The 23997-nt window shown below is 61.1% G+C and carries 16 protein-coding genes and 1 tRNA gene; 6 read left to right on the forward strand and 11 right to left on the reverse strand.

Annotation, left to right across the window (positions count from 1 at the left end):
• Positions 1 to 120: 120 nt before the first annotated feature.
• The 3 genes from ACK9YZ_RS06100 to topA all read right to left on the reverse strand — a co-directional run bounded on the left by ACK9YZ_RS06100 (position 121) and on the right by topA (position 5742).
• A complete protein-coding gene (locus ACK9YZ_RS06100) occupies positions 121 to 573 on the reverse strand; it encodes a DUF983 domain-containing protein (protein ID WP_416066001.1) in 453 nt (150 codons plus the stop codon).
• 121 nt (positions 574 to 694) lie between these two features.
• Positions 695 to 3064, reverse strand: coding sequence for a ribonuclease R (gene rnr / locus ACK9YZ_RS06105; RefSeq protein ID WP_416066002.1), 2370 nt, complete (start codon positions 3062 to 3064; stop codon positions 695 to 697).
• 2 nt (positions 3065 to 3066) lie between these two features.
• A complete protein-coding gene (topA, locus tag ACK9YZ_RS06110; protein ID WP_216757717.1) occupies positions 3067 to 5742 on the reverse strand; it encodes a type I DNA topoisomerase in 2676 nt (891 codons plus the stop codon).
• A gap of 256 nt (positions 5743 to 5998) precedes the next feature.
• Between topA and ACK9YZ_RS06115 the strand changes: the two genes are divergently transcribed.
• Positions 5999 to 6205 carry a hypothetical protein gene (locus ACK9YZ_RS06115; RefSeq protein ID WP_183730124.1) on the forward strand — a complete coding sequence of 69 codons (207 nt, stop codon included), beginning with the start codon at positions 5999 to 6001 and terminating at the stop codon, positions 6203 to 6205.
• Here ACK9YZ_RS06115 and dprA read toward each other — a convergent pair.
• Genes dprA through ACK9YZ_RS06135 form a run of 4 tightly spaced genes read right to left on the reverse strand, consistent with a single transcriptional unit; the run spans position 6185 to position 10251 of the window.
• Positions 6185 to 7333 carry a DNA-processing protein DprA gene (gene dprA / locus ACK9YZ_RS06120; RefSeq protein ID WP_416066003.1) on the reverse strand — a complete coding sequence of 383 codons (1149 nt, stop codon included), beginning with the start codon at positions 7331 to 7333 and terminating at the stop codon, positions 6185 to 6187. The two genes, ACK9YZ_RS06115 and dprA, sit on opposite strands and share 21 nt — an antisense overlap.
• A complete protein-coding gene (gene plsY / locus ACK9YZ_RS06125) occupies positions 7333 to 7953 on the reverse strand; it encodes a glycerol-3-phosphate 1-O-acyltransferase PlsY (protein WP_216757719.1) in 621 nt (206 codons plus the stop codon). Before plsY ends, dprA begins: the two co-directional genes overlap by 1 nt.
• Before the next feature lie 52 nt (positions 7954 to 8005).
• Positions 8006 to 9298, reverse strand: a complete 1293-nt coding sequence (locus ACK9YZ_RS06130) for a dihydroorotase (protein ID WP_416066004.1) — start codon at positions 9296 to 9298, stop codon at positions 8006 to 8008.
• Complete coding sequence (locus ACK9YZ_RS06135; RefSeq protein ID WP_416066005.1) at positions 9295 to 10251, reverse strand: aspartate carbamoyltransferase catalytic subunit; 957 nt, start codon at positions 10249 to 10251, stop codon at positions 9295 to 9297. The genes ACK9YZ_RS06130 and ACK9YZ_RS06135 overlap by 4 nt, the downstream gene beginning before the upstream one ends.
• A gap of 284 nt (positions 10252 to 10535) precedes the next feature.
• On the opposite strand from ACK9YZ_RS06135, the gene ACK9YZ_RS06140 reads away from it, so the two are divergent.
• Positions 10536 to 12194, forward strand: a complete 1659-nt coding sequence (locus ACK9YZ_RS06140; protein ID WP_416066006.1) for an acyl-CoA dehydrogenase family protein — start codon at positions 10536 to 10538, stop codon at positions 12192 to 12194.
• Positions 12195 to 12493: 299 nt separating this feature from the next.
• On the opposite strand, the gene ACK9YZ_RS06145 is transcribed toward ACK9YZ_RS06140, so the two are convergent.
• Entirely contained in the window at positions 12494 to 15337 is a 2844-nt protein-coding gene (locus ACK9YZ_RS06145; RefSeq protein WP_416066007.1) for an Rne/Rng family ribonuclease, read from the reverse strand.
• A gap of 632 nt (positions 15338 to 15969) precedes the next feature.
• Here ACK9YZ_RS06145 and ACK9YZ_RS06150 point away from each other — a divergent pair.
• From ACK9YZ_RS06150 to prfB, 3 genes are all read left to right on the forward strand, one after another.
• Positions 15970 to 17220 carry an N-acetylmuramoyl-L-alanine amidase gene (locus ACK9YZ_RS06150; protein WP_416066008.1) on the forward strand — a complete coding sequence of 417 codons (1251 nt, stop codon included), beginning with the start codon at positions 15970 to 15972 and terminating at the stop codon, positions 17218 to 17220.
• A 259-nt stretch (positions 17221 to 17479) separates the two neighbouring features.
• Positions 17480 to 19927, forward strand: coding sequence for a penicillin-binding protein 1A (locus ACK9YZ_RS06155; RefSeq protein ID WP_416066009.1), 2448 nt, complete (start codon positions 17480 to 17482; stop codon positions 19925 to 19927).
• Between the two features lie 120 nt (positions 19928 to 20047).
• Positions 20048 to 21179 (forward strand): peptide chain release factor 2 gene (gene prfB, locus ACK9YZ_RS06160; protein ID WP_416066010.1). Its coding sequence is split into 2 segments (ribosomal slippage): positions 20048 to 20116 and positions 20118 to 21179, totalling 1131 coding nucleotides; the frame shifts between segments, so codons are not numbered across the junction.
• Positions 21180 to 21232: 53 nt separating this feature from the next.
• On the opposite strand, the gene ACK9YZ_RS06165 is transcribed toward prfB, so the two are convergent.
• From ACK9YZ_RS06165 to ACK9YZ_RS06175, 3 genes are read right to left on the reverse strand one after another with little or no spacing between them, the layout of a single operon-like run.
• Complete coding sequence (locus ACK9YZ_RS06165; protein ID WP_416066011.1) at positions 21233 to 22252, reverse strand: alpha/beta hydrolase family protein; 1020 nt, start codon at positions 22250 to 22252, stop codon at positions 21233 to 21235.
• Between the two features lie 30 nt (positions 22253 to 22282).
• Positions 22283 to 22813 carry a hypothetical protein gene (locus tag ACK9YZ_RS06170; RefSeq protein ID WP_416066012.1) on the reverse strand — a complete coding sequence of 177 codons (531 nt, stop codon included), beginning with the start codon at positions 22811 to 22813 and terminating at the stop codon, positions 22283 to 22285.
• Between the two features lie 4 nt (positions 22814 to 22817).
• The gene (locus ACK9YZ_RS06175) at positions 22818 to 23591 is read right to left on the reverse strand and encodes an NAD kinase (RefSeq protein ID WP_183730094.1); all 774 of its coding nucleotides are present in this window, start codon (positions 23589 to 23591) and stop codon (positions 22818 to 22820) included.
• A 275-nt stretch (positions 23592 to 23866) separates the two neighbouring features.
• Between ACK9YZ_RS06175 and ACK9YZ_RS06180 the strand changes: the two genes are divergently transcribed.
• Positions 23867 to 23942, forward strand: a tRNA-Thr gene (locus tag ACK9YZ_RS06180).
• Positions 23943 to 23997: the final 55 nt, after the last annotated feature.

Consider the following 23997-nt stretch of genomic DNA (forward strand, 5'->3'; position numbering starts at 1 on the left):
GTAAGCTTTCCCCGTACAAGAAATGATGAGCGTATCGTTCCTCTGCAGATAGTCGGCTACAGGCCCTGACGCTCTGGCCGCTGCCACTACACGCGAAATATGTCTGGAAGGTGAAGGTGTTCAAGCTTGCCGGCCGGGTGTGTCGTAATCATCAGGTTCGTCATCATGGCCGCCGAAGCCATGCATCTTCAACGCCCACTGCAAGCCTATGACGCCGCCCTTGATAGGCTGGATCGAGACGAGCGCCGTGATGATGGTAATCGGTGCCCAGATGGCAAGATGCACCCAGACTGGCAGCACGAAGACCATGTCCGTCAGCATGAAGCCGCCGACGACGACGTGACCGAGTACGAGAATGACGAGATAGGGCGGCAGGTCGTCGGCGCGATGGTGGTGCATCGCTTCGCCGCAGGCCGCACAGTGATCGACTGGCTTGAGGAAGGCGCGGAACAGCTTGCCGCTGCCGCAGGCCGGACAGCGGTTCAGCATACCGCGCATGATGGAGCGTCCGAGCGGGCGCTCGGCATCGGGCGTATCCCCGTAGCGGACGACCTCGTCTGTCGGTGTGCTCATCGATCTTTCCCTTCCCGGAAACAGAGCCTTTTCATTTTTCTTCGAAATATGGAAAGGCTCTGTTTCTTTCTCTTCACGCAATTCCGGACGCAAACCGCTGCGCACTTTTGCTGGAATTGCTTCAACGCCGCCCGCGCGGCGGCCTCGTTCCGATCTTCTTGCGGGCGCGGCTTGCGTCGCGCCGTCCCGCCTTGTGGAAGGAGCGCACTGCCGTCGGCATCTTGCGTCCTTCGCTCAGCATTTCAAAACGCAAGGCACCGGCAAGCGGGATGGCCTCTGCCAATCGCACGGTCACATTATCGCCAAGACGATAGCCGAGTCCGGTTTTTTCACCGCTCAGAGCCTGATGCGCCTCGTCATAGATGAAGTAATCGGTGCCGAGCGTAGATATAGGGATGAAACCATCAGCGCCATAGTCCGGCAACAGGATAAACAGGCCTGATTTGGTGACGCCCGAAACGCGTCCTTCGAATTCCTGGCCGATGCGACCGGCAAGATGATGAGCGATCAAGCGATCGACCGTCTCGCGCTCGGCGGCCATGGCGCGGCGCTCGAAGGTAGAGATCTCGGCCGCGATATCGTCGAGCGTTGCCTCCTCTTCCGGTGTGATGCCGCCTTCGCCGAAGCCGAGCGAGCCGACGAGCGCACGATGCACGATAAGATCGGCATAGCGGCGGATCGGAGAGGTGAAGTGCGCATACTTCATCAGGTTCAGGCCGAAGTGACCGATATTGTCGGGGCTATAGATTGCCTGGCTCTGCGAGCGCAGAACCATTTCGTTGACCATGGTCTGGTGGGCGGTGCCGTCCGCCTTGGCGAGAATGCCGTTGAAGCTGTTGGCGCGCACGTTGCCGCCCTTGGCAAGCGAGATGCCGAGGGTAGCGAGAAACTCGCGCAGCACTTCCTGCTTGGCGAGTGTCGGCGCATCGTGGATGCGATAGATCAGCAGTTGGCGCTTTTTCTCCAGCGTCTCGGCAGCGGAGACATTCGCCTGGATCATCATTTCCTCGATCAGCTTGTGCGCGTCGAGGCGTGGCGGCACGAAGACCCGGTCGACGGTGCCGTCGGGCTTCAGCAGGATCTTGCGCTCGGGCATGTCGAGATCGAGCGGTTGTCGCCGCTCACGGCCACGCTTCATCGTCTCGTAAGCGTGCCACAGCGGTTTCAGGATGGGCTCCAGCATCGGGCCGGTCTTGTCGTCGGGTTTGCCGTCGATTGCTGCCTGTGCCTGCTGGTAGGAGAGCTTCGCAGCACTCTTCATCATGATGCGGTGGAAGGTGTGGCCGATCTTGCGGCCTTCCTTCGAGAAGATCATGCGCACGGCAAGGGCAGGGCGGTCGACGCCTTCCTTCAGCGAGCAGAGATCGTTGGAGATGCGCTCCGGCAGCATCGGCACGACGCGATCGGGGAAATAGACCGAGTTGCCGCGCTTTAACGCTTCCCGGTCGAGCGGCGAATTCGGGCGCACATACCAGGAGACATCGGCAATCGCGACAGTGACGATAACACCGTCCGCATTGTCTTCCGATGGATCATCCTCGGCATAGACGGCGTCGTCATGGTCCTTGGCATCGGCGGGGTCGATGGTGATCAGCGGCATGTCACGCCAATCTTCCCGATGCGACATCGTGGCAGGCTTGGCGTCATCCGCCTCGGCAATGACGGCTGGCGGGAACACATGCGGAATGCCGTGCGCATGGATGGCGATCATCGAGATCGCCTTTTCCGAGCCAACCGAGCCGACGACCGAGAGAACCTTGGCGCGAGGCAGGCCGAAACGGCCGAGACGCGCAATCTCTACCTCGACCAGATCACCGTCCTTGGCATCGCCCTTGTAGTCGGGATCGATCACCATTTCCTCGCCGCGCCGGTCGATCGGCAGCAGGCGTCCGGCGCCCCCGGGCGCATCCTTGAAGACGCCCATGGTGGCGCCGCGCCGCTTGTCGATCACCTTGATGATGCGGGCGGTATAGGCCGGTCCGCCCCGGTCGACAGCGGGGAACATCTTGGCGAGGATGCGGTCGCCGAGGCCGGCAACGGGCGACTTGCCCTTGCCTTGGCGCCCTGCCGGAGATTGCTGGCGGATGGCGACGGCGGGCGCCACGCCCTGATCCTCTGGCCATTCGGCCGGCCGACCGATCAGATCGCCGTCCTTGTCGCGGGTGGTGATGTCGAGCACGGTGACGGGCGGCAGCGCGCCTGGCCTGATCAGCGACTTGCGGCTCTTCTGCAGCATGCCTTCCTGCTCCAATTCCTGCAGCAGATGCTTGAGCTCGACACGGCTTTCACCCTTCAGCCCGAAGGCCTTTGCGAGTTCGCGCTTGGAGGCTTTCTGCGGATGCTCGGCAATGAAGCGCAGGATGACCTCGCGCGGCGGCAGGACGCCGTGCGCGATATTCAATGGCTCAGGCGCAGCTTCCCTGCTCGCGCGGCTGATCTTTCCCGGGCGTTTGCCCATGGGTTTCGTAGTCTCGCGCGGGTCTCTCGCCACTCTCAGCTCTTTTTCGTTTTCGCCGGTGCTTTTGCCTTGGTCGCCTTCGGCTTTGCGGCAGTCTTCGTCGTCTTGGCTTCTGCTGCGGCAGCCTTCGGCTTTGTGGCGGACTTAGGCTTCGCAGCCGTCTTAGTCTTGGGCTTAGCGGCAGGGGCCCTGCCGGCCTTTTCCGCAATCAGCACCAGCGCTTCCTCGACGGTGATGGCCTGCGGATCCTTGCCTTTTGGCAGCGTCGCGTTGACCTTGCCCCAGTTGACATAGGGACCATAGCGCCCGTCACGAACGGTGATCGCGCCGCCATCGGGATGATCGCCGAGCTCCTTCAATGCTGCCGGTGTGCTGCGGCCTCCGCCCGGCGCCTTGTTCTGTTTTTCCGCAATCAGCGTCACGGCGCGGTTGAGGCCAACCGAGAAGACGTCCTCGATGCTCTCCAGATTGGCATAGGTGCCATCATGCAGCAGGAATGGTCCATAGCGACCGAGCCCGGAAGAGATCATCTTGCCGGATTCCGGATGTTTGCCGATGTCGCGCGGCAGCGAGATCAGTGCCATCGCCTTTTCGTAGTCGATATCTTCGGGCTTCCAGCCCTTGGGAAGGGACGAGCGCTTGGCCTCCTTGCCGTCGCCGCGCTGGATATAGGGTCCGAAACGGCCGGACCTTAGCGTCAGTTCCTCGCCGGTGGTCGGATCGGTGCCGAGGTTCTTCGGCTCGTTCAGCGCGACGCCTTCAGCCTCACCGCCGTTTTCGGAAGAAAGCTGGCGGGTATAGTTGCATTCCGGATAGTTCGAGCAGCCGACGAAGGCGCCATACTTGCCGAGTTTCAGGGACAGGTTGCCGGTGCCGCAAACCTGGCAGATGCGCGGATCGCTGCCGTCCTCGCGCTTGGGGAAGACCAGCGGTGCCAGCGCCTCGTTCAAGGAGTCTAAAACGTTGGTGACGCGCAGTTCCTTGGTATCTTCGATCTGCGAGAAGAAATCCTTCCAGAAATCGCGAAGGACCTGCTTCCAGTTGAGTTCGCCGGCCGAAATCCGGTCGAGCTTTTCTTCGAGATCGGCCGTGAAGTCGTACTCCACATACTTCGTGAAGAAGCTTTCGAGGAAGGCGGTAACGAGTCGACCCTTTGCCTGCGGGATCAGCTTGCGCTTGTCGATCGTCACATAATCGCGGTCGCGCAAAGTCGCGAGCGTCGCGGCATAGGTGGATGGACGGCCGATGCCGAGCTCTTCCATCTTCTTGATGAGCGAGGCTTCCGAATAGCGCGGCGGCGGTTCGGTGAAATGCTGCGTGGAGTTGATCTTCTGCTTGGCGAGGTTTTCGCGCGCATTGATCTCCGGCAGACGGCCATCCTCGTCATCGGCATCGTCGCTCTGCTCGCCATCTTCCTTCTGGTCGGTATAGGCGGCGATGAAACCGTCGAAACGGATGACGGAGCCGACGGCGCGCAGCCCAGCCTTCTGGCCGTTCTTGTCGGCGAGGATTTCGGCCGTGGTGCGCTCGATTTCGGCGGATGCCATCTGGCTGGCAATGCCGCGCTTCCAGATCAGGTCGTAGAGGCGGATCTGGTCGGCATCGAGGAACTTGCGGACGCGGTCGGGCGAACGATTGAAATCGGTCGGGCGGATCGCTTCGTGCGCTTCCTGGGCGTTCTTCGCCTTGGTGGAGTAAAGACGCGCCTTCTCTGGCAGATAACGGTCGCCGAACTGTTCGCCGATGGCGCTCCGCGCCGCATCGATCGCTTCGGGGGCCATCTGCACACCGTCCGTACGCATATAGGTGATGAGACCGACGGTCTCGCCGCCGATGTCGACGCCCTCATAAAGCTTCTGCGCAATCTGCATGGTGCGCGAGGCCGAGAAGCCGAGCTTGGAGGACGCCGCCTGCTGGAGCGTCGAGGTCGTGAAGGGCGGTGCCGGATTGCGCTTGACGGGCTTTGCCTCGACGCTTTCGACGACGTAGCTTGCACCTTCCAGCAGCGCCTTCAGCTTGCCGGCTTCCTCGCCATTGGCAATCGAGCGCGGCTGCAACCGCTTTCCGTCGGCAGAAACCAGCCTTGCCTCAAACTCGTCGCCGCGCGGCGTCTTGAGCAGCGCCGACAGGTTCCAGTATTCCTCGGATATGAAACGTTCGATTTCGGATTCACGGTCGCAAACCAGGCGCAGCGCAACCGATTGCACGCGGCCTGCCGAACGCGCGCCGGGCAGCTTGCGCCAGAGAACGGGCGAGAGATTGAAGCCGACGAGATAATCGAGCGCGCGGCGTGCCAGATAGGCATCGACCAGCGGGACGTCGATGTCGCGCGGATCGGCCATCGCATCGAGCACGGCCTTCTTGGTGATGGCATTGAAGACGACGCGCTTGACCGGCTTGCCGTTGATGACACGCTTCTTGTTCAGAAGATCGAGAACATGCCAGGAGATTGCTTCGCCTTCGCGATCGGGGTCGGTTGCCAGAAACAAGGCATCGGAGGATTTCACCGCGTCGGCAATATCCTTCATGCGTTTGGACGAGGCGCCATCCACCTCCCAGAGCATCTCGAAATCCTGATCCGGAAGAACTGATCCATCCTTGGCAGGCAGATCGCGCACATGGCCGAAAGAGGCGAGCACCTTGTATCCTGGACCCAGATACTTGTTGATCGTCTTGGCCTTGGCAGGCGATTCCACCACTACAACATTCATGATGATTCTCTAAAAAAGATGCCGATCCGGCGAACAAGCAGGCGGAACACGCACTGCAACATGAATACCGGCCCTCCGACATGGACAGGGAATTCGCTCCGGTCAAGAGGTTTGCTCTAATTTTACCTCTTTCCGATGCGTCGCAACCATTGCGAGATAGAAAGTATGTTGCAATTCAAGATAATTGCTCTATCGTTTTTGAAGCGTGGTTCGGGCTCCTTGTAAAGCAGCCTTTTCTGATTTCACAGAGACAATTATGGCGCCCAAGGTTGCAGAAAAAGACATCGATCGCTTGGCATCGCTTGAGAACATTACTTTCATCCGGCAGATGCTCGGCGAATTGCACCAGGTGGCAGAACGCGAAAAGGCGGAGATGCTCTGCTATCTCATCGAGATGGCTTATGTCGAGGCTGGAGACCTGCAGTCACGCATGCATGACGGCTCAGTCGGTCATGGAAATTGAAACCAACCCGCCGGCATGGCGGTGAAGCCGCCCGGCCATATCCAGCTCCAGGAGAACGAGATAGACTGCGGAAGCCGAAAGACCGGTGTGACGGATGATGTCGTCGACCTCCACAGGCGTCGGACCGAGTGCATCGCTGACGAGCGTGCGATCCGTTTCGTCGGGCGGAAGCGACATCCTGCCGCCCTCGCGCTTCGGTTCTTCGGCTGATGGCAGCGAGAAGAGATCGGGCTGGGAGAGCGGCGCCAGCGCTTCCACGACATCCTCGGGCGAAGTGACGATCATCGCTCCCTCTTTGAGAAGGCCGTTCGTGCCGTGGCAGCGTGGATCGAGCGGCGAACCTGGCACGGCAAAGACCAGCCGCCCGAATTCGCCGGCCATCCGCGCCGTGATAAGCGAACCGGAGCGAACTGCTGCCTCCACGACCGCGACGCCGAGCGAGATTCCCGCAATCAGCCGGTTGCGGCGGGGAAAATCACGCGCACGCGGCTCCCAGCCGAAAGGCATCTCGCTGACGGCAAGGCCGTTGCCATTCCATATCTCCTCGAGCAGTCCGACATTTTCAGGCGGGTAGGGCTGGTCGAGCCCTCCGGCCATTGCGGCAATGGTGCCGGTATCGAGGCTCGCCCGATGGGCGGCCGTATCGATGCCGCGGGCAAGGCCGGAGACGACCAGATAGCCAGCCCGGCCGCAGTCTCGGGCAATCATCGCCGCGAACTTCGCGCCGCTGATGGAGGCATTGCGCGAACCGACGATGCCGACCGCCGGCCTGTTTAGCACGGAAAGATCGCCTTTGACCGCGAGCAGCGGCGGCGCGCCGTCGATCTGGCGTAGCGCCTGCGGATAATCGGGCTCGCCGATGCCGACGAAACGGGCGCCGAAACGCTGGGCCGCCTCGAGTTCGCGATGCGCTTCAGCCTCGGTGGCGATGCGGATCGAACGGGTCGCACCGCCGCGCGCCGAAAGCTCCGGCAGCATGGCAAGTGCCGCTTCCGCTGAACCGAAATGATTGATGAGATCACGAAAGGTCGCAGGGCCAACATTGTCGGAGCGGATCAGCCTCAGCCAAGCGATCCTCTGTCTCTCCGTCAGCGCAATTCCCTTTGGCTTTGCGCTGAGCGCGTCCATTACCCCTTAGCCCCGATCTTGCTTTCCGTGCCATTCATCAGGCGGGAAATATTGGCCTTGTGCTTCCAGTAGGAGACGACGGTCATGATCGCCATGATCGCCGCAACCTTTTCATCACCCAATATCCACAATGCAACCGGAATGACAAGCATCGCAATCAGCGCGGAAAGCGAGGAATAGCGGGTGATAAAGGCGGTCCCCAGCCAGACGGCTGCAAAGAGGAGAACCATTGACGGCGCAACACCGAGAAGCGTGCCGATATAGGTGGCGACACCCTTGCCGCCCTTGAAGCCGATCCAGACCGGAAAAAGGTGGCCGATGAAGGCGAAGAAACCGGCGATGATACCCGCTTCCTCGCCCGCAAAATAGGCCATGATCCAGGCTGCTGCGGCCGCCTTCAGCGCATCGAGCAGCAGCGTTGCGGCTGCAAGCTTCTTGTTGCCGGTGCGCAGAACATTCGTCGCGCCGATATTGCCGGAACCGATGCTGCGCACGTCGCCAAGGCCGGCGGCGCGTGTGAGGATGAGGCCGAACGGGATGGAGCCGAGCAGGTAGCCGACGACAACAGCCACAAGCGCCAGAGGCAGCGTAATCTGCCAGGTAACAAGATCAGATATCATTTTTGTTCCCCAATCCTTTGCCGAGAGGCTGCCCAGAAGGGCTGTGCAGCCCTCAGCCCTGCAATGCGTGAACCAGCTTGCCGCCCACATAGGTCGCGACGGCTCGTCCGCTGAAGCGTGCATCCTCGAACGGCGTGTTCTTCGAGCGGGAAAGAAGCATGTCCTTGGCGACAAGCCAAGGCTCCTCCAGGTCGATCAAGGCAATATCGGCCTTGGCGCCGGGCTTCAGCGTTCCGGCATCAAGACCGAAGATCTGCGCCGGTCGCGTCGACATCGCATCCATCAGCCGCATCAGGCTGACCTGCTCGCTGTGATAGAGCCGCAAAGCTGCCGCGAGCATGGTTTCGAGCCCGACCGCACCGTCCTCGGCTTCGCCGAAGGGCAGGCGCTTGGTATCGACATCCTGCGGATCGTGAGAGGAGACGATAATATCGATCGCGCCCTTCGCCAGCGCATCCACCATCGCCACCCGGTCATCCTCTGAGCGCAGCGGCGGATAGAGCTTGAAGAAGGTCCGGTATTCGCCGATGTCGTTCTCGTTCAGCGCCAGATTGTTGATCGACACGCCGCAGGTGACTTTCGCGCCGCGCGAGCGGGCAAGCTCGATCGCCTCAACCGATTCCGGAACGGAGATCATTGCTGCGTGATAATTGCCCCGCGTCAGTTGGGCGATGCGCAGATCACGCTCGAGCGGGATGAGCTCTGCTTCCTTCGGGATGCCGGAAAGGCCGAGCCAGCTTGCGAGCAGGCCTTCATGCATGACGCCGTTGGCGCCGAGGTATTTGTCGCGCGTTGCGCAGGAAATGACGGCGCCGAATTCACGTGCATAGGTCATCACCCGGCGCAGCACCTGGGCATCGGAAATGCTGCCATGCGCGTCGGTGAAGGCGACGGCGCCCGCCTGCATCAACAGGCCGATTTCCGTCATCTCCTCGCCGGCAAGCCCCTTGGTGACGGCCGCTGCCGGATAGACGTTGACCACGGCCGTATCCCGCGCCGTCTTCTTGACGAATTCGACGAGCGCGATGTCGTCTATAACGGGATGCGTGTCCGGCATCATGATGATGGAGGTCACACCGCCTGCCGCCGCGGCGCGGCTTGCCGAAGCGATGGTTTCGCGATGTTCGCCGCCCGGTTCGCCGATATGGACGCGGGCGTCGACGAGGCCAGGCACTGCGACGAGGCCGGTGCAGTCGCGCACCATGGCGCCGCCGGGCGTGCCCTGGTTCTGCGCATCCTTGCCGGCCGCAACGATGAGGCCGTCCTTGACGATAACGGTGCCGATCTCATCGAGATTGCGGGAGGGGTCGACGATGCGGACATTCTTGAGGACGAGATTGCTCATGCGCCCACTCCATCCGTGCGGGGTCCCTGGTTCTGGGAAACAAGCAGCATCTCCATGACGGCCATGCGCACTGCGACCCCCATTTCCACCTGTTCCGCAATTACGCTCTGCGGACCATCGGCAACCTCGGAAGCGATTTCCACGCCGCGGTTCATCGGCCCGGGATGCATGACGAGCGCATCCTCCTTCGCCGCCTTCAGCGTTTCTGCATCAAGGCCGTAGAAATGATAGTATTCGCGCACCGACGGCACAAAGGCGCCGGACATGCGTTCGCGCTGCAGCCGCAGCATCATCACCACATCCGCGTCCTTCAGCCCTTCCTTCATCGAATGGAAGACCTCGACGCCCATCTCCGCGATGCCGGCCGGCAGCAGCGTCGCAGGGGCGACGACGCGCACCCTGGCACCCATGGCGTTCAGAAGCAGGATGTTGGAGCGCGCCACGCGCGAATGCAGCACGTCGCCGCAGATCGCCACGATGATGCGCGACAGCCGGCCCTTGGCACGGCGGATCGTCAGCGCGTCGAGCAGCGCCTGCGTCGGATGCTCATGCTGGCCATCGCCGGCATTGACGACGGAGCAGGAGACCTTCTGGGCGAGAAGCGCTGCGGCACCGGCGCTGGAGTGGCGGATGATCAGCACGTCCGGCCGCATCGCGTTCAGCGTCATCGCAGTGTCGATCAGCGTCTCGCCCTTCTTCACCGAGGAATTTCCGACCGACATGTTCATGACGTCGGCGCCGAGGCGTTTGCCGGCAAGTTCGAAGGAGGATTGCGTGCGCGTCGATGCCTCGAAGAAGAGGTTGATCTGCGTCAGTCCCCGAAGGGTCGACGTCTTCTTCTCTCGCTGTCGACTGATCTTGACGGCTTCGTCGGCCTTGTCGAGAAGATAGGTAATATCCTGCTCGGTGAGGCCCTTGATGCCAATGAGGTGGCGGTGGGGGAAAAAGACCATGACCCTGCCTCTTATTGTCTTCGCGGGGTCTATAAAGAGTGCGGGGGGAAGGGGCAAGCATCCGCTATGCGCAAATCCCTATGTTCCCCATGCATTTTCCGTCGAATCCCGCTACTGCATGATTCCTTAAATCGGAATCGATTTAAGGATAAAATTATGCAGCAATTTAAGATGCTACAGCGTCCTTCGCGCGTCTGAAAAGACGCGCGGCGCTGTAGAGCAGAAATCTGCGAATCATGAACTTCCGGTTTCCTTTTGCCGGGCTCTTGAAATAGAAGCGAATAATGACCGCCGCAAACCGGACTGAAGCCAAACTCGCCGAACTCAACCAGCCGAGCCTCTGGTCGGGAATCAATGCCTATCGATCCGATCCGCTGATCGTCGATCTGACCTCCACGCTGCCGCGCGCCATCCGCGATGATCTTGAAAACACGGGCCGTTACGTGACCTCGCCCGAGGCCCAGGAACTGGCGCGCATGGCAAACCAGGGCACGCCGCAGCTTCGCACCCACGGTCCGCGCGGCGAGCGTCTGGATATCGTTGAATTCCATCCCGCCTGGCATGCCCTGATGCGCCGTTCCATGGCTTCGGGCCTGCATTCCTCCGTCTGGGATCCGCAGGCCGATACCGAGGCCAAGGACCAGTCCCACCACATTCGCGCGGCCCGCTTCTATCTGACGGCACAGCTCGAATCCGGCCATCTCTGCCCGCTGACTATGACGAGCGCATCCGTTGCAGCTCTCTCGGCGTCACCGGCTGTCCAGAAGGACTGGGCGCCGAAGATCCTGTCGCGCAAATATGACTCGTCCAATCGCCCGGCAATGCAGAAATCGGCCGTGACGATCGGCATGGGCATGACGGAAAAGCAGGGCGGCACGGATGTTCGCGCCAACAAGACCGCTGCCGAAAAAGTCAGCGAGGGCATTTACCGCCTCTCCGGCCACAAGTGGTTCATGTCCGCGCCGATGAGCGACGCCTTCATCATGCTGGCGCAGACCAAGGAGGGCATGGGCTGCTTCTTGGTGCCGCGCCTGCTGGAGGACGGTTCAGCCAATGGCCTGCAATTCCAGCGCCTGAAGGACAAGATTGGCAACCGCTCCAACGCTTCATCCGAAGTGGAGTTCACCGATACGTTCGGTTTCCTGCTCGGTGGCCCCGATGCCGGCATCCGCACCATTCTCGATATGGTGACGCTGACACGCCTCGACTGCGCGCTGGCCTCTTCCGGCATCATGCGCGCCTCGCTGGCCGAGGCGGTGCACCATACCCGCGGTCGCAGCGTCTTCGGCAAGATGCTGGTCAACCAACCGATCATGACGCGTGTGCTCGCCGATATGGCGCTCGATGTCGCCGCGGCCACGGCTCTCTCCTTCCGTCTGGCCGATGCCTTCGACAAGGCGCGCGGCAATGCCGAAGACGCGGCCTATGCCCGCGTCATGACGCCGGTTGCCAAATACTGGTGCTGCAAGATCGCCCCGTCGCTGATCTACGAGGCGATGGAATGCATCGGCGGCAGCGGTTACATCGAAGAGCGCCCGATCGCCCGCCATTATCGTGAGGCCCCGGTCAATGCGATCTGGGAAGGTTCGGGCAATGTCATGGCGCTGGACGTGCTGCGTGTGCTGAACCGCGGCAAGGATCTCTTCGAGACGGTTTTCGCAGGCTTTGCGCGCGATCTCGGCCCGGCCGGCAAGAAAACGATCGACGTGCTGCGCGCGGCGATCGCGCTCTGCGAACAGGATGAGGGCGCGGCCCGCCTGCTCGTCGAACAATTGGCACTTGCTGCTGGCGCCGCCGAACTCTACCGTCTCGGGGCAGGGCGCATTGCCGATGCCTTCATCGAGACCCGTCTTGCCGGCGGCTGGCGCTCGACCTACGGCATGCTCGATTCGCGCTTCGACGCGAGCTATATCGTCGATCTGCTTTACCCGCCTGCTGCGTAGCGTGACGGCGGGCAGGATGCGAGCCATCTGGGTGTCGCAGGCCCGAAAGTGCAGCATGTGCTGCATTTATCCCGGCATCAACGCCGGCAATCAGGGCGGTCTGCGCTTCTGATCTTCGCGGGCTTTGTGCGCCGGCTCCCGCTCGTCTCGCTCTCGGAAACCACCGTCTGGTTTGGCCGTACGCTCAAGGCTGAGCTTCGTCAAACCGACAGCGGGCTGAACGCTCTCATTCAATTGCATAAAAAATCCGGCCGCGTCACCGCAGCCGGATCATGTCACTTATTCCCGAAAATAAGCTTTCAGAAGAAGCCGCGGCGCTGCCACCAGCCTGCCTTCTTCGGCTTGCCTTCGCCGTCAGCCTCCGCGCTGTCGGTACGGTTCGAGGTGACCGTCGGTTCAGAAGACGAGATGTTGGAGCCGCGGTTGGCACGAGCAGGCTTTGCCTCGTCCTGTGCCGGCGCGGCGAGATCCGCAGAGGCTTCCGCTGCTTCCGGCTCGGCTTCGGCAACAGGCGCTTCGGCGACCGAGGCTTCAACGACGGGCTCTTCGACCGGCGAGGGGGCGGCGGCCTTACGGCGACCACGGCCGCGTGCCGGCTTGACCACTTCGGCAACGCTTTCGCTGCCTTCGATGGCAGCCGCCGCGGACTGACCTTCATTGGTTTCGGCCGCGATGACTTCGACCACCTCAACCTCGGTCGCAGACGTCTCTTCAGCTACGCTGTCATCGTCTTCGTCCGCGCTACCGTCTTCGGAGGCTGCGCCCTCAGCGCCTTCCTCACCACGGTTACGGCGGCCGCCACGCTTGCCGCGACGGCGGCGCTTGCGGCGCTGGGAGTCATCACCTTCGGCGCGGGTCTCTGTGGCACCTTCGGCGGCATCGCTGTCCCCTTCGCTGCCGTCGTCCTCGCCCTCTTCGCTATCGTCAGCCTCGTCGGAGACGGCATCGGCAGAGACCTGTTGCTCGGCGCCCCCGTTGCGGCCGCGGCGACGGCGACGGCGCTTGCGTTTACGTCCACCTTCGCCTTCGCTCTCTGCACGGGCAGCAGGGCGCTCGGCAGCAGCGGGCTTTTCTTCCAGCTCTTCGTCTTCTTCCTCGTCATGCTCGATGACGACATCGTCATCATCGTCATCGGGGATGGCTGCGAAGTTGAAGAGGCTTTCGATCTTGACCGGGTTTTCGACCGGCTCGCCGCGATCGATCGCGAAATGCTGTGCACCGACCGAGCCATCGGCATCGATGATGATCGCCACACCGAAGCGGTTTTCATAATCGACGATCGTCTGGCGCTTGTGGTTGAGCAGGTAGAGCGCGATGTCAGGCGTCGTGCGCACGGTGATGTTGTGCGTCGTGTTCTTCAAGAGATATTCCTCGACGCCGCGCAGAACATGCAGGGCGACGGAGGACTGCGAACGGACGTGGCCGGTGCCGCCGCAATGCGAGCAGACCTGCGTCGTCGATTCGAGAACGGAAGCGCGGATGCGCTGGCGCGACATTTCCAGAAGGCCGAAATGCGAGATGCGGCCGACCTGGATGCGGGCGCGGTCGTTCTTCAGGCATTCCTTCAGCTTCTTCTCGACAGCGCGGTTGTTGCGCTTCTCTTCCATGTCGATGAAGTCGATAACGATGAGGCCGGCAAGGTCGCGCAGGCGAAGCTGGCGGGCGACTTCGTCCGCTGCTTCGAGGTTCGTCTGGAGGGCCGTGTCCTCGATCGAGTGTTCGCGGGTCGAGCGACCGGAGTTGACGTCGATCGAAACCAGCGCTTCGGTCTGGTTCATGATCAGGTAACCGCCGGACTTCAGTGTCACCTGCGGCTGCAGCATGCGATCGAGTTGCGCCTCAATACCGGAGCGCGAGAAGATCGGATGAATGTCGCGGTAGGGCTGAACCACCTTGGCGTGGCTCGGCATCAGCATCTTCATGAAGTCTTTCGCTTCACGATAGCCTTCCTCGCCGGAGACGATGATCTCGCCGATATCCTTGTTGTAGAGGTCACGGATCGAGCGCTTGATGAGCGAGCCTTCCTCGTAGACGAGGCAGGGGGCCGTGGAGGCGAGCGTCAGCGTGCGGACGTTCTCCCACAAGCGCATAAGATATTCGAAGTCGCGCTTCACCTCGACCTTGGTGCGGTTCGCGCCGGCCGTACGCAGGATCACGCCCATGCCCTGCGGAACTTCCAGCATGCGGGCGATTTCTTTCAGCCGCTTGCGGTCCTGCGGGTTGGTGATCTTGCGGGAAATGCCACCGCCACGCGCCGTGTTCGGCATCAAAACCGAATAGCGGCCTGCAAGCGAGAGATAGGTGGTGAGAGCCGCACCCTTGTTGCCGCGCTCTTCCTTGGCAACCTGCACCAGCAGGATCTGGCGGCGCTTGATGACTTCCTGGATACGGTACTGTTTGCGCGGCTTGCGCTGCACGCGGTCAGGAACCTCTTCCATCGCATCTTCGGCGCCGACCGATTCGATGACTTCCTCTTCGCCGTGGTCGTCATCATCTTCATCATCGTCGTGACGACGCTTGGAAACGTCTACGTCTTCGGAAATGGTGTCCGTCTCGACCATCGCGGCCATTTCACCGCCGGCCGGGCCTTCGTCGTCGTTATCGGCAACCGATGCTTCCGGCGTCGCGGTTTCCTCGGCGACAGGTTCGGCAACCTTCTTGCGGCTGCGGCGGGCGCGTGGCTTCTTGGCGGGCGCCTCTTCGCCAACGGGTGCTGCCTCTGCTGGTGCCGCTTCATCCGTCGCTGCGACTTCGGGCTGTTCGACTGGAACGATGCCGATATCCGGCTGATCCTGCGTCGAGAGATCGACGACAGGAGCCGTCTCGACATGTTCGACATCTTCGTCGCGGCGGTGCTCCTCGGCTTCGGCGCGAAGCAGGGCCTGACGGTCGGCAAGCGGAATCTGGTAATAGTCGGGATGGATTTCGGCGAAGGCAAGGAAGCCGTGCCGGTTGCCGCCGTAATCTACGAAAGCGGCCTGCAGCGAGGGCTCGACCCTCGTTACTTTTGCAAGATAGATGTTGCCGCGAATCTGCTTCTTGTGCTGCGACTCGAAGTCAAATTCCTCTATGCGGTTCCCGCGAACGACAACGACGCGCGTCTCTTCCTCGTGAGACGCATCGATAAGCATTTTGTCTGCCATGTAAGCTGAGCTCCTCGGCGAGGCCGCGAGAGCGCATTCCCGACTGCTATTGACACAGAAAGAATGCGGTCCGCCGTGGCCGCGCCGGATAATGAAAGTCGCGATTGGTGCGGGGGAGAGGGCAGCAGCCAGACCGCAAGCGGAACAGTTTCGTTCCGGGGCCTGTACACTTCAGATAAAACCTGCTGCGAAACCATCAACAACCAAGCGTGATCGACAATGACGAAGACCCATTTCGGGTCCGATGAGTTTGCTCCCTGAGAGCGTGGTGGCTGATCCACCGATGAAATCCCAGCATGAAGCCGGAAAATCAGGATCCAGTTCCCGGGTGGAAATGCATTCGACGGCGGACGATTACCGGTTGTGGCGCCAGGTCCGGGGGCCGGCTGGCTGCCTCGCGGCGACTCTATCCCGTCAACACTTCTACCCTGAAATTCGTTGTATGTTTTCTCTGTCACAATAGCAAGGGAAAAGCCAAATGTGCCATAATATTGATGGATTTCGTATCGCATAAACTCCTGGGGGATAAGCGATCCTGATTCGCGGGTCGGTGTATGCGCGCTCGCCTCTGGCGGGAGTGCGCCGTGGCGACGCAGGGTCCATCGCAGCAATAAATAGGGTGTGGCGGGCTATTGTTTAAGAGGTTCTGGGTCGCGGCGGGGTTGTCCGCAGGGCGAAAACTGGGTTTTGCGGCGTGGCTTTTCGCCTTCGCGGCGCTTTGCACGGTTCCGGGCAGCGCAGCAGGTGCAAAGGATTCCCTGCTGGCTTATGGAGCACGCATCGTCGGCGACGACGCCAGAACCCGCATCGTCATCGATTTCGACCGCGAGCCGCGTTTTTCCGTTCACTACATCGCCAATCCCGAGCGTATCGTCGTCGACCTGCCGGCAACGGCCTTCGGTTTCCCGGCCAAGAACCTCGAAGCCCGCGGCCTCTTCAAGGACATCCGCTACGGTGCCATGGACGAGGGGAGCGCCCGCATCGTATTGACGGCGGCACGCCCGGTCCAACTCGCGCTCGCCAAGGTGCAGACGGATGAGAACGGCAGCGGTCACCGGCTGGTGCTCGATGCCGAGATGATCGACAAACAGAAATTCGCCGAACTGGTGAAGACCCAGTCCTGGACCGATCAGGCCAATGCAGCGCAGACGACGAGCGCCATTCCCCAGCCGGAAAAGACCGCGCCGGGAGATTTCGTCATTGCCGTCGATGCCGGCCACGGCGGTATCGACACGGGCGCCATCGGCGTCGATACGAAGACCGAGGAAAAGCAGGTGACGCTTGCCTTCGCCAAGGCGCTCGCCGACCGCCTGAACAAGGAGCCGGGCATCAAGGCTTTCCTGACGCGCGACAGTGACGAATTCCTGTCGCTCTCGCAGCGCGTGCTCATCGCTCGGCAGAACCACGCCGGTCTCTTCATTTCCCTGCATGCCGATACGCTGAAGCAAAAGGACATTCGCGGCGCGACTGTCTACACGATTTCCGACAAAGCCTCGGACAAGCTCGCCGCCGATCTCGCCGAACGCGAAAATCTGTCCGACCAGATCGCCGGCAAGGAAACGGTCGCCGAGCCGCCGGAAGTCGCCGATATCCTCCTCGACCTGACGCGGCGCGAGACGCAGGCTTTCTCGATCTCGCTCGCCGAAAGCGTACTCGCTTCCTTCAAGGATCAGGTTAGCACGATCAACAATCCGCACCGTCATGCAGGCTTTCGTGTGCTGCAGGCGCCCGACGTCCCCTCGATCCTGCTCGAACTCGGCTTCCTCTCCAACGTCGACGACGAGAAGCTCCTGCTCGATGAGGGCTGGCGCGGAAAGATAACCGATCTTTTGACCGATGCGGTGAAGCGTTACCGCACACGCCTTATGGCCAACGGCGGCTAAACCAGGCGTTGCCCCGAAGCGACACCCAGGCCCAAACCGGACCTATTGGAGCAAGGGAAAGGCAAAGTGGTGGGGCGAGCCCTATTTTGCTCACATTCACGCCGTTACTCCGGTCTATATGTTTCGCACATATGTGAGACGGAATCGTCTTGTGGCGCCAACGCGCATGGAGTAAGCCGCGCAACGTGCAAACCAGCATCGTCTATGCGATTGTAGCGGCTGCGCCTATCAGAGATTAGAAGTACCGGTAGCTGAAAATATGGTTAGACTTCTTGGATATTTCTTCGGAATAGCGTGCGTCGGTTTCCTGGGCGCTGCGGCTGTCGTCGCCGTCTACCTTGGCAGCGTCACGAAGGATCTTCCGGACTACGCCGTTTTGAGCAGCTATGAGCCGCCGGTTACGACGCGAGTCCATGCCGGCAACGGCGCGCTGATGGCCGAATATGCCAAGCAGCGGCGCTTGTTCCTGCCGATCCAGGCCGTGCCAGACCGCGTGAAGGCGGCCTTCCTTTCGGCCGAAGACAAGAATTTCTACCAGCATCCGGGTATCGATATCACTGGTTTCATGCGCGCGGTTGTTGCCTATCTGACCGGCGGTCCGACGCAGGGCGGTTCGACCATCACCCAGCAGGTGGCCAAGAACTTCCTGCTGTCGAGCGAACAGACCATGGAGCGTAAGGCCAAGGAAGCGATCCTATCCTTCCGCATCGAGCAGGCCTACAGCAAGGACAAGATTCTCGAGCTTTATCTGAACGAGATTTTCTTTGGCCTGAATTCTTACGGCGTTGCCAGCGCTTCCCTGACCTATTTCAATAAGTCCGTCAGTGAACTGACCATTGCCGAGGCGGCCTATCTCGCCTCGCTGCCGAAGGGGCCGGCCAACTACCATCCGTTCCGCCATCCCGATGCCGCCATAACGCGCCGTAACTGGGTCATCGATCGCATGGTTGAAAATGGCTATGTAAGCCAGAGCGATGGCGAGGACGCTAAGAAGCAGCCGCTCGGCGTTACCGCCCGCAACAGCGGCTCATCTCTTTTTGCCTCCGATTATTTCGCCGAAGCCGTCCGTCGCCAGCTCATCGACCAGTATGGCGAAAAGGCGCTCTATGAGGGCGGCCTTTCGGTGCGCACCTCGCTCGATCCGCAGATGCAGCTTGAGGCCAGAAAGGCGCTGCAGGACGGCTTGATCACCTATGACGAGCGTCGCGGTTTCCACGGTCCGATCAAGCAGATCAGCACGTCTGGCGACTGGGGTCCGCCGCTCGCCGAAGTACCAGCTCTCTCCGACGTGCCGGAATGGCGCCTTGCGGTCGTGCTTGCCGTTTCCAATGAGGCTGTCGACATCGGCCTCCAGCCGCCGAAGGATGGAGGCGGCAAGGTTGCGGCCGTACGTGAGCGTGGCACGATTGCCGCCAAGGACATGCAGTGGGCATTCCGCTCCGCCGGTGGTGACCGCAAGACCACGAAATCGCCGGTCGGCGCCGTCTCGGCAGGTGATGTCGTCTATGTCGAGCGTCTCGGCGGCGACGGTTCGACCTCCTATCGTCTGCGCCAGCCACCGAAAGTGCAGGGCGGTCTCGTCGCCATGGACCCGAAGACAGGCCGCGTTCTCGCCATGGTCGGCGGCTTCTCCTATGCCCAGTCGGAATTCAACCGTGCCACCCAGGCGATGCGCCAGCCGGGTTCTTCCTTCAAGCCCTTCGTTTACGCTGCCGCGATGGACAACGGCTACACGCCGGCCTCGGTCATCATGGACGCGCCGATCGAGATCGTTTCGGGCGGTCAGGTCTGGAAGCCGGAAAACTATGGCGGTGAAGTCGGCGGCCCCTCGACGCTCCGCTCCGGCATCGAGAATTCGCGCAACCTGATGACGGTGCGCCTCGCCAACGATCTCGGCATGAATATCGTCGCCGAATATGCCGAGCGCTTCGGCATCTACGACAAGATGGCGCCGCTGCTCGCCATGTCGCTCGGCTCGGGTGAAACGACGGTACTGCGCATGGTTTCGGCCTATTCAGTCATCGCCAATGGCGGCAAGCAGATCAAGCCGACGCTGATCGACCGTATCCAGGACCGTTACGGCAAGACGATCTTCAAGCATGAGGAACGTCTTTGCGAAGGCTGCAATGCTGGCGACTGGCAGAGCCAGGACGAGCCCAACATCGTCGACAACCGCGAGCAGGTTCTCGATCCGATGACCTCCTACCAGATCACCTCGATGATGCAGGGCGTCATCCAGCGCGGTACCGCTGCCGGCAAGATCGATCTTTCGGGCCGCGACGTTGCCGGCAAGACCGGCACGACCAACGATGAGAAGGATGCCTGGTTCGTCGGCTTCACGCCGGATCTGGTCGCAGGCCTCTACATGGGCTTTGATACGCCGGCTCCGCTCGGCCGCGGCGGCACGGGTGGCGGTCTCTCGGCGCCGATCTTCAACGAATTCATGCAGGCGGCTGTCAAGGACATGCCTGAGTCCAAATTCGTGGTCCCGGCCGGAATGAACATGATCGCGATCAACCGCAAGACCGGCATGGCGGCTGTCGATGGGGATCCAGGCACCATCATCGAAGCCTTCAAGCCAGGCACCGGCCCGGCCGACAGCCTCTCCGTCATCGGCATGGACGGCACGATGGCGCCGGAAGAAATCCTGCGCACGTCACCGCAGGCAAACCAGGCAGTCCAGACCAACACGCCCGGCCTGTTCTGATCACAACCGATTTCCATTGCGCCCGCCACGGCTCTTTACATCCGCGGCGGGCGTCTCTATGTCACCAGCCTTACAGAATACCCGGGCACTCACAGAATACCGAAGCAAAGAAGCAGGAAAATGCGAGCGGAAATCCAGAACGTAGTCGATGAAACCAAGCAGGCTATCACCCTGCTGAGGAGGCATCTTTGACTGGGACCAGGCGGTAAGACGACTGGACTGGTTGAACAACAAGGCAGAGGATCCCAACCTCTGGAACGATGCGCAGGAAGCCCAGAAGCTGATGCGCGAGCGCCAGCAGCTCGATGACGGCATCAATGGCGTCAGGTCGCTGGAGCAGCAGCTTACCGACAATATAGAGCTTGTCGAACTCGGCGAGGAAGAGGGCGATGAGAGCATTGTCAAGGAAGCCGAGGACGCGCTGAAAGGCCTGCAGGCCGAGGCCGCCCGCCGACAGGTCGAAGCCATGCTGTCAGGCGAGGCCGACGGCAACGACACCTATCTGGAAGTCCATTCCGGCGCAGGCGGCACGGAAAGCCAGGACTGGGCGAACATGCTCCTGCGCATGTATACCCGCTGGGCTGAGCGCCAGCGCTTCAAGGTCGAGCTCATGGAGGTGCATGACGGCGAAGAAGCCGGCATCAAGTCCGCGACCCTGCTGGTCAAGGGCCACAATGCCTATGGCTGGCTGAAGACGGAATCGGGCGTGCACCGCCTCGTGCGCATCTCGCCTTATGACAGCAATGCGCGCCGCCATACCTCGTTCTCGTCGATCTGGGTCTATCCTGTCGTCGATGACTCGATCAACATCGAGATCAATGAAAGCGATTGCCGTATCGATACCTACCGCTCGTCGGGTGCCGGCGGCCAGCACGTCAACACGACGGACTCGGCCGTACGTATCACCCACATTCCGACCGGTATCGTCGTCGCCTGCCAGCAGGAACGCTCACAGCATAAGAACCGCGCCAAGGCCTGGGAAATGCTGCGTGCCCGCATGTATGAAGCCGAACTGAAGAAACGCGAAGAGGCCGCAAACGCCGAAGCCGCCTCCAAGACGGATATCGGCTGGGGCCACCAGATCCGCTCCTACGTTCTGCAGCCCTACCAGCTCGTGAAGGACCTGCGTACCGGCGTTACAAGCACTGCTCCCGATGACGTGCTCGATGGCGATCTGAACGAATTCATGGAAGCAGCACTTGCTCACCGCATCAGCGGCGCAGCCGATGCTGTCGTCGATGACGTCGACTGATCGGCAAAGACAGACCTGAAATAGAAAGCTCCGGAAGCGGGGCTTTTTCTTTTTCAGACGTCCGCAGAAATGTCGGTTCCGTGAAAGAACGCACCCGATAGTTCGGCGATCTCCTCGTGGACATCAGCACGTTCAATACCCGCCGGATCGGTAAACAGGAGCTCTGCAAAGGAGAGTCCCAATGCCGTGCCTTCCGGCAGGAAGATATAATGCCCAAGACCGCCCGGAAGGATTTTCAAGGTGCTTCGATCAAGCCGCGCATGCAGCCATGACGAACATTCTTCGGCCGGGGCCGTGCTGTCGGCATCGCCGACCAGAATGAGGGCAGGCTTGTGGATGGCTTTCAGGCTCTTGTCGCTGAAGCAGCGGATAGAACGACCGGGCGCGCAGACCAGCGCGGCCTTGATTCTGTTGTCGCGATAGGATCGCGACATCCGCGACCATGATTCGCGAAATGCCGTGCTCGTGCGGAGCAGCGACGGGATATGATCGGCGAGGTCGGGAAATTCCCTCGGGCCGCGCGGCCCTCCGGGTTTCAGCCTGGATTGTTCGAACTGCGAGAATTGAGCGACAGCACCGAGAAGCAGCATCACCGTATAAGCGCCAGCTGAAAATCCGGTAGCGAACACGCTGTCCGTATCGAGCTGTCCGGCCAGATCGCCCTGCCAGTCTTTTCGGCGGTCGAGCATGAAGCTCAGATCGGGCGCGCGCTCCCATAGACAGGCAAAACCCTCGGCGCGATAAGCTTCGCCGCCGGTATTGCCATGATGGTCGACGCCGAGAGCGATAAAACCACGATCGACCAGACGGCGGGCGAGCCATTCCAGCCCGGCTGCCGAGCCGCCGGTACCATGCGACAGCAGGACCAGCGGATAGGATTTCGGCGCCGGCCGGATGGGTGCATCGCGGGCGACCGCGGCCCTCCGGAACCAGATTCGTCCCGGAATTTCGGTTTCAAGCGAGCCCTCGGCTGCCGGATACCACAGGGACCAGCGGACAGGTCTTAGGCCGGTCCCATCCCAGTCCGGCCGCGTCTCGTCGTGGAGAACGCCTTCGCGAAAGCCGAGTCTCATGGTTTAGCCCCGATGAATAGCCTGCGACGCTCAGTTCGTCGCTTTCTCCACGGTGATATCGCCGAACTCGTCGATCAGCACCGTCCAGCCGTCGGATTCGGCAGCAGCATCGGTCTTCAGGTAGACCGTGGCGAAAAGGCCCGGCTCCTTGATGATGCCGCTCGAGTTCTCGGGCCGGATATCTGTGACATAAGGCTTGAGGTCGCTGATTTCCTGCAGTTCGACCGTCGAGACAATGGCAGGTCCGGCGTCGCTCTGCGCCATCTGCTGCAGATAGATCTTGGAGGTTTTGTCCGGCTGGCGCACGGCGAAAAGCTTGTAATAGCCGTGCCGCTGCTGCGGCTTGGCATCCTCCCCGCTCACATTTTGGGTGCTGACGCTCTGCGTGGTTGTCGGGGCACGCTCGACCGGCAGCGAATTGCCGTCATCTTCCCAATAGCCGGTGCTGATCGCGAAGATGATCGAGGCCGGCAGGATATCGTCGTGAACGGTCTGCGCCTCGGCGGCGATCGCCCAGCCCGAAACAAGGAGCGCCGTCATAAATGCTTGCTGCATCGCCATCGTTTCAATCCTCGAACTGTTCCGCCAGAATCCGGTCCGACCATGAGCGGTCGGGATCGGAAAGGATGCGTGCCGTCATGTCCTCGGACTGGGCGATGCGCACATGCAATATGGATTTGATCTCGGTATTGTCGGCGACCGCATTCACAGGCCGCTTCTCGGCTTCCAATATATGGATGTCGACGGTCACCCGGTTGGGAAGCAGCGCTCCGCGCCAGCGCCGCGGCCGGAAGGCGCTGACCGGCGTCATGGCGAGCAAGGGGGCATCGAGCGGGAGGATCGGACCGTGGGCGGAAAGATTGTAGGCGGTCGAGCCGGCAGGCGTGGCCACCATCAAGCCATCGCAGATCAGCTCCTCCAGCCGCACGCGCCCGTCGATTTCCACCCTGAGCTTCGCCGCCTGATAGGATTGCCGGAAAAGGTAGACCTCGTTGATCGCAAGCGCCGACGAGTTGCTGCCGTCGGCATTGGATGTCGTCATCTTGAGTGGGTGAAACGCATTCTCGACGGCGGCGCAGATGCGGTCGTGCAGGCCGTCCGTCTTGTAGTCGTTCATCAGAAAGCCGACGGATCCACAATTCATGCCGTAGACGAGCTTGCCGCTGTTCATCGTGCTGTGCAGCGTCTGAAGCATGAAGCCGTCGCCGCCGAGCGCGACGATCACATCGGCCTCGTTTGCGGGCACATCGCCGTAAAGGCGAATCAGTTCGTCTCGCGCGGCGAGCGCTTCCGTGGTCGGCGAGGCGATAAAAGAAAGCGTCTGAAATGACCGGCCCATGCAATGCCCTTTGTTATGTTGCTCTAGCTAAAGGATAAAGGGGTTCTACGACAAGACGTTTTGCGTCTGCTGCCAGAGTTTGGGCGATCTTGGAAACAAAGAGATAGGCCCGCCGCCCTTCGATCGATATGCCGCGGCAGGTTACGTCCGCGCTCGACTTGAATCCTTATCGAAGCGCTGATGGCACAAACCTCCGCTGTGGATAGATTTGCCCCGTTGCCGGAAAAGGCAAATTTTCTTTACAAAAGATCAGAATCTGCTACTTCGCAGCCATTGCCCTTGTAGCTCAGTTGGTAGAGCACCTGATTTGTAATCAGGGGGTCGCGGGTTCGAACCCTGCCGGGGGCACCAGTTTTCCAGCCAGTCCATTACATGAACAGAGACTGAAGGGTCGATTCAGCGGCAA

Origin of the sequence: Rhizobium sp. ZK1, from assembly GCF_047782645.1 — a bacterium.
In the GTDB taxonomy this organism is placed as follows: Bacteria; Pseudomonadota; Alphaproteobacteria; order Rhizobiales; family Rhizobiaceae; genus Rhizobium.

Coding starts and splice junctions, on each gene's coding strand:
- ACK9YZ_RS06155 (WP_416066009.1), top strand. CDS start 17,480: ATGGTTAGACTTCTTGGATATTTCTTCGGAATAGCGTGCGTCGGTTTC.
- plsY (WP_216757719.1), bottom strand. CDS start 7,953: ATGATATCTGATCTTGTTACCTGGCAGATTACGCTGCCTCTGGCGCTT.
- ACK9YZ_RS06145 (WP_416066007.1), bottom strand. CDS start 15,337: ATGGCAGACAAAATGCTTATCGATGCGTCTCACGAGGAAGAGACGCGC.
- ACK9YZ_RS06100 (WP_416066001.1), bottom strand. CDS start 573: ATGAGCACACCGACAGACGAGGTCGTCCGCTACGGGGATACGCCCGAT.
- ACK9YZ_RS06140 (WP_416066006.1), top strand. CDS start 10,536: ATGACCGCCGCAAACCGGACTGAAGCCAAACTCGCCGAACTCAACCAG.
- topA (WP_216757717.1), bottom strand. CDS start 5,742: ATGAATGTTGTAGTGGTGGAATCGCCTGCCAAGGCCAAGACGATCAAC.
- ACK9YZ_RS06115 (WP_183730124.1), top strand. CDS start 5,999: ATGGCGCCCAAGGTTGCAGAAAAAGACATCGATCGCTTGGCATCGCTT.
- ACK9YZ_RS06135 (WP_416066005.1), bottom strand. CDS start 10,251: ATGGTCTTTTTCCCCCACCGCCACCTCATTGGCATCAAGGGCCTCACC.
- ACK9YZ_RS06130 (WP_416066004.1), bottom strand. CDS start 9,298: ATGAGCAATCTCGTCCTCAAGAATGTCCGCATCGTCGACCCCTCCCGC.
- ACK9YZ_RS06175 (WP_183730094.1), bottom strand. CDS start 23,591: ATGGGCCGGTCATTTCAGACGCTTTCTTTTATCGCCTCGCCGACCACG.
- dprA (WP_416066003.1), bottom strand. CDS start 7,333: ATGGACGCGCTCAGCGCAAAGCCAAAGGGAATTGCGCTGACGGAGAGA.
- ACK9YZ_RS06165 (WP_416066011.1), bottom strand. CDS start 22,252: ATGAGACTCGGCTTTCGCGAAGGCGTTCTCCACGACGAGACGCGGCCG.
- ACK9YZ_RS06170 (WP_416066012.1), bottom strand. CDS start 22,813: ATGGCGATGCAGCAAGCATTTATGACGGCGCTCCTTGTTTCGGGCTGG.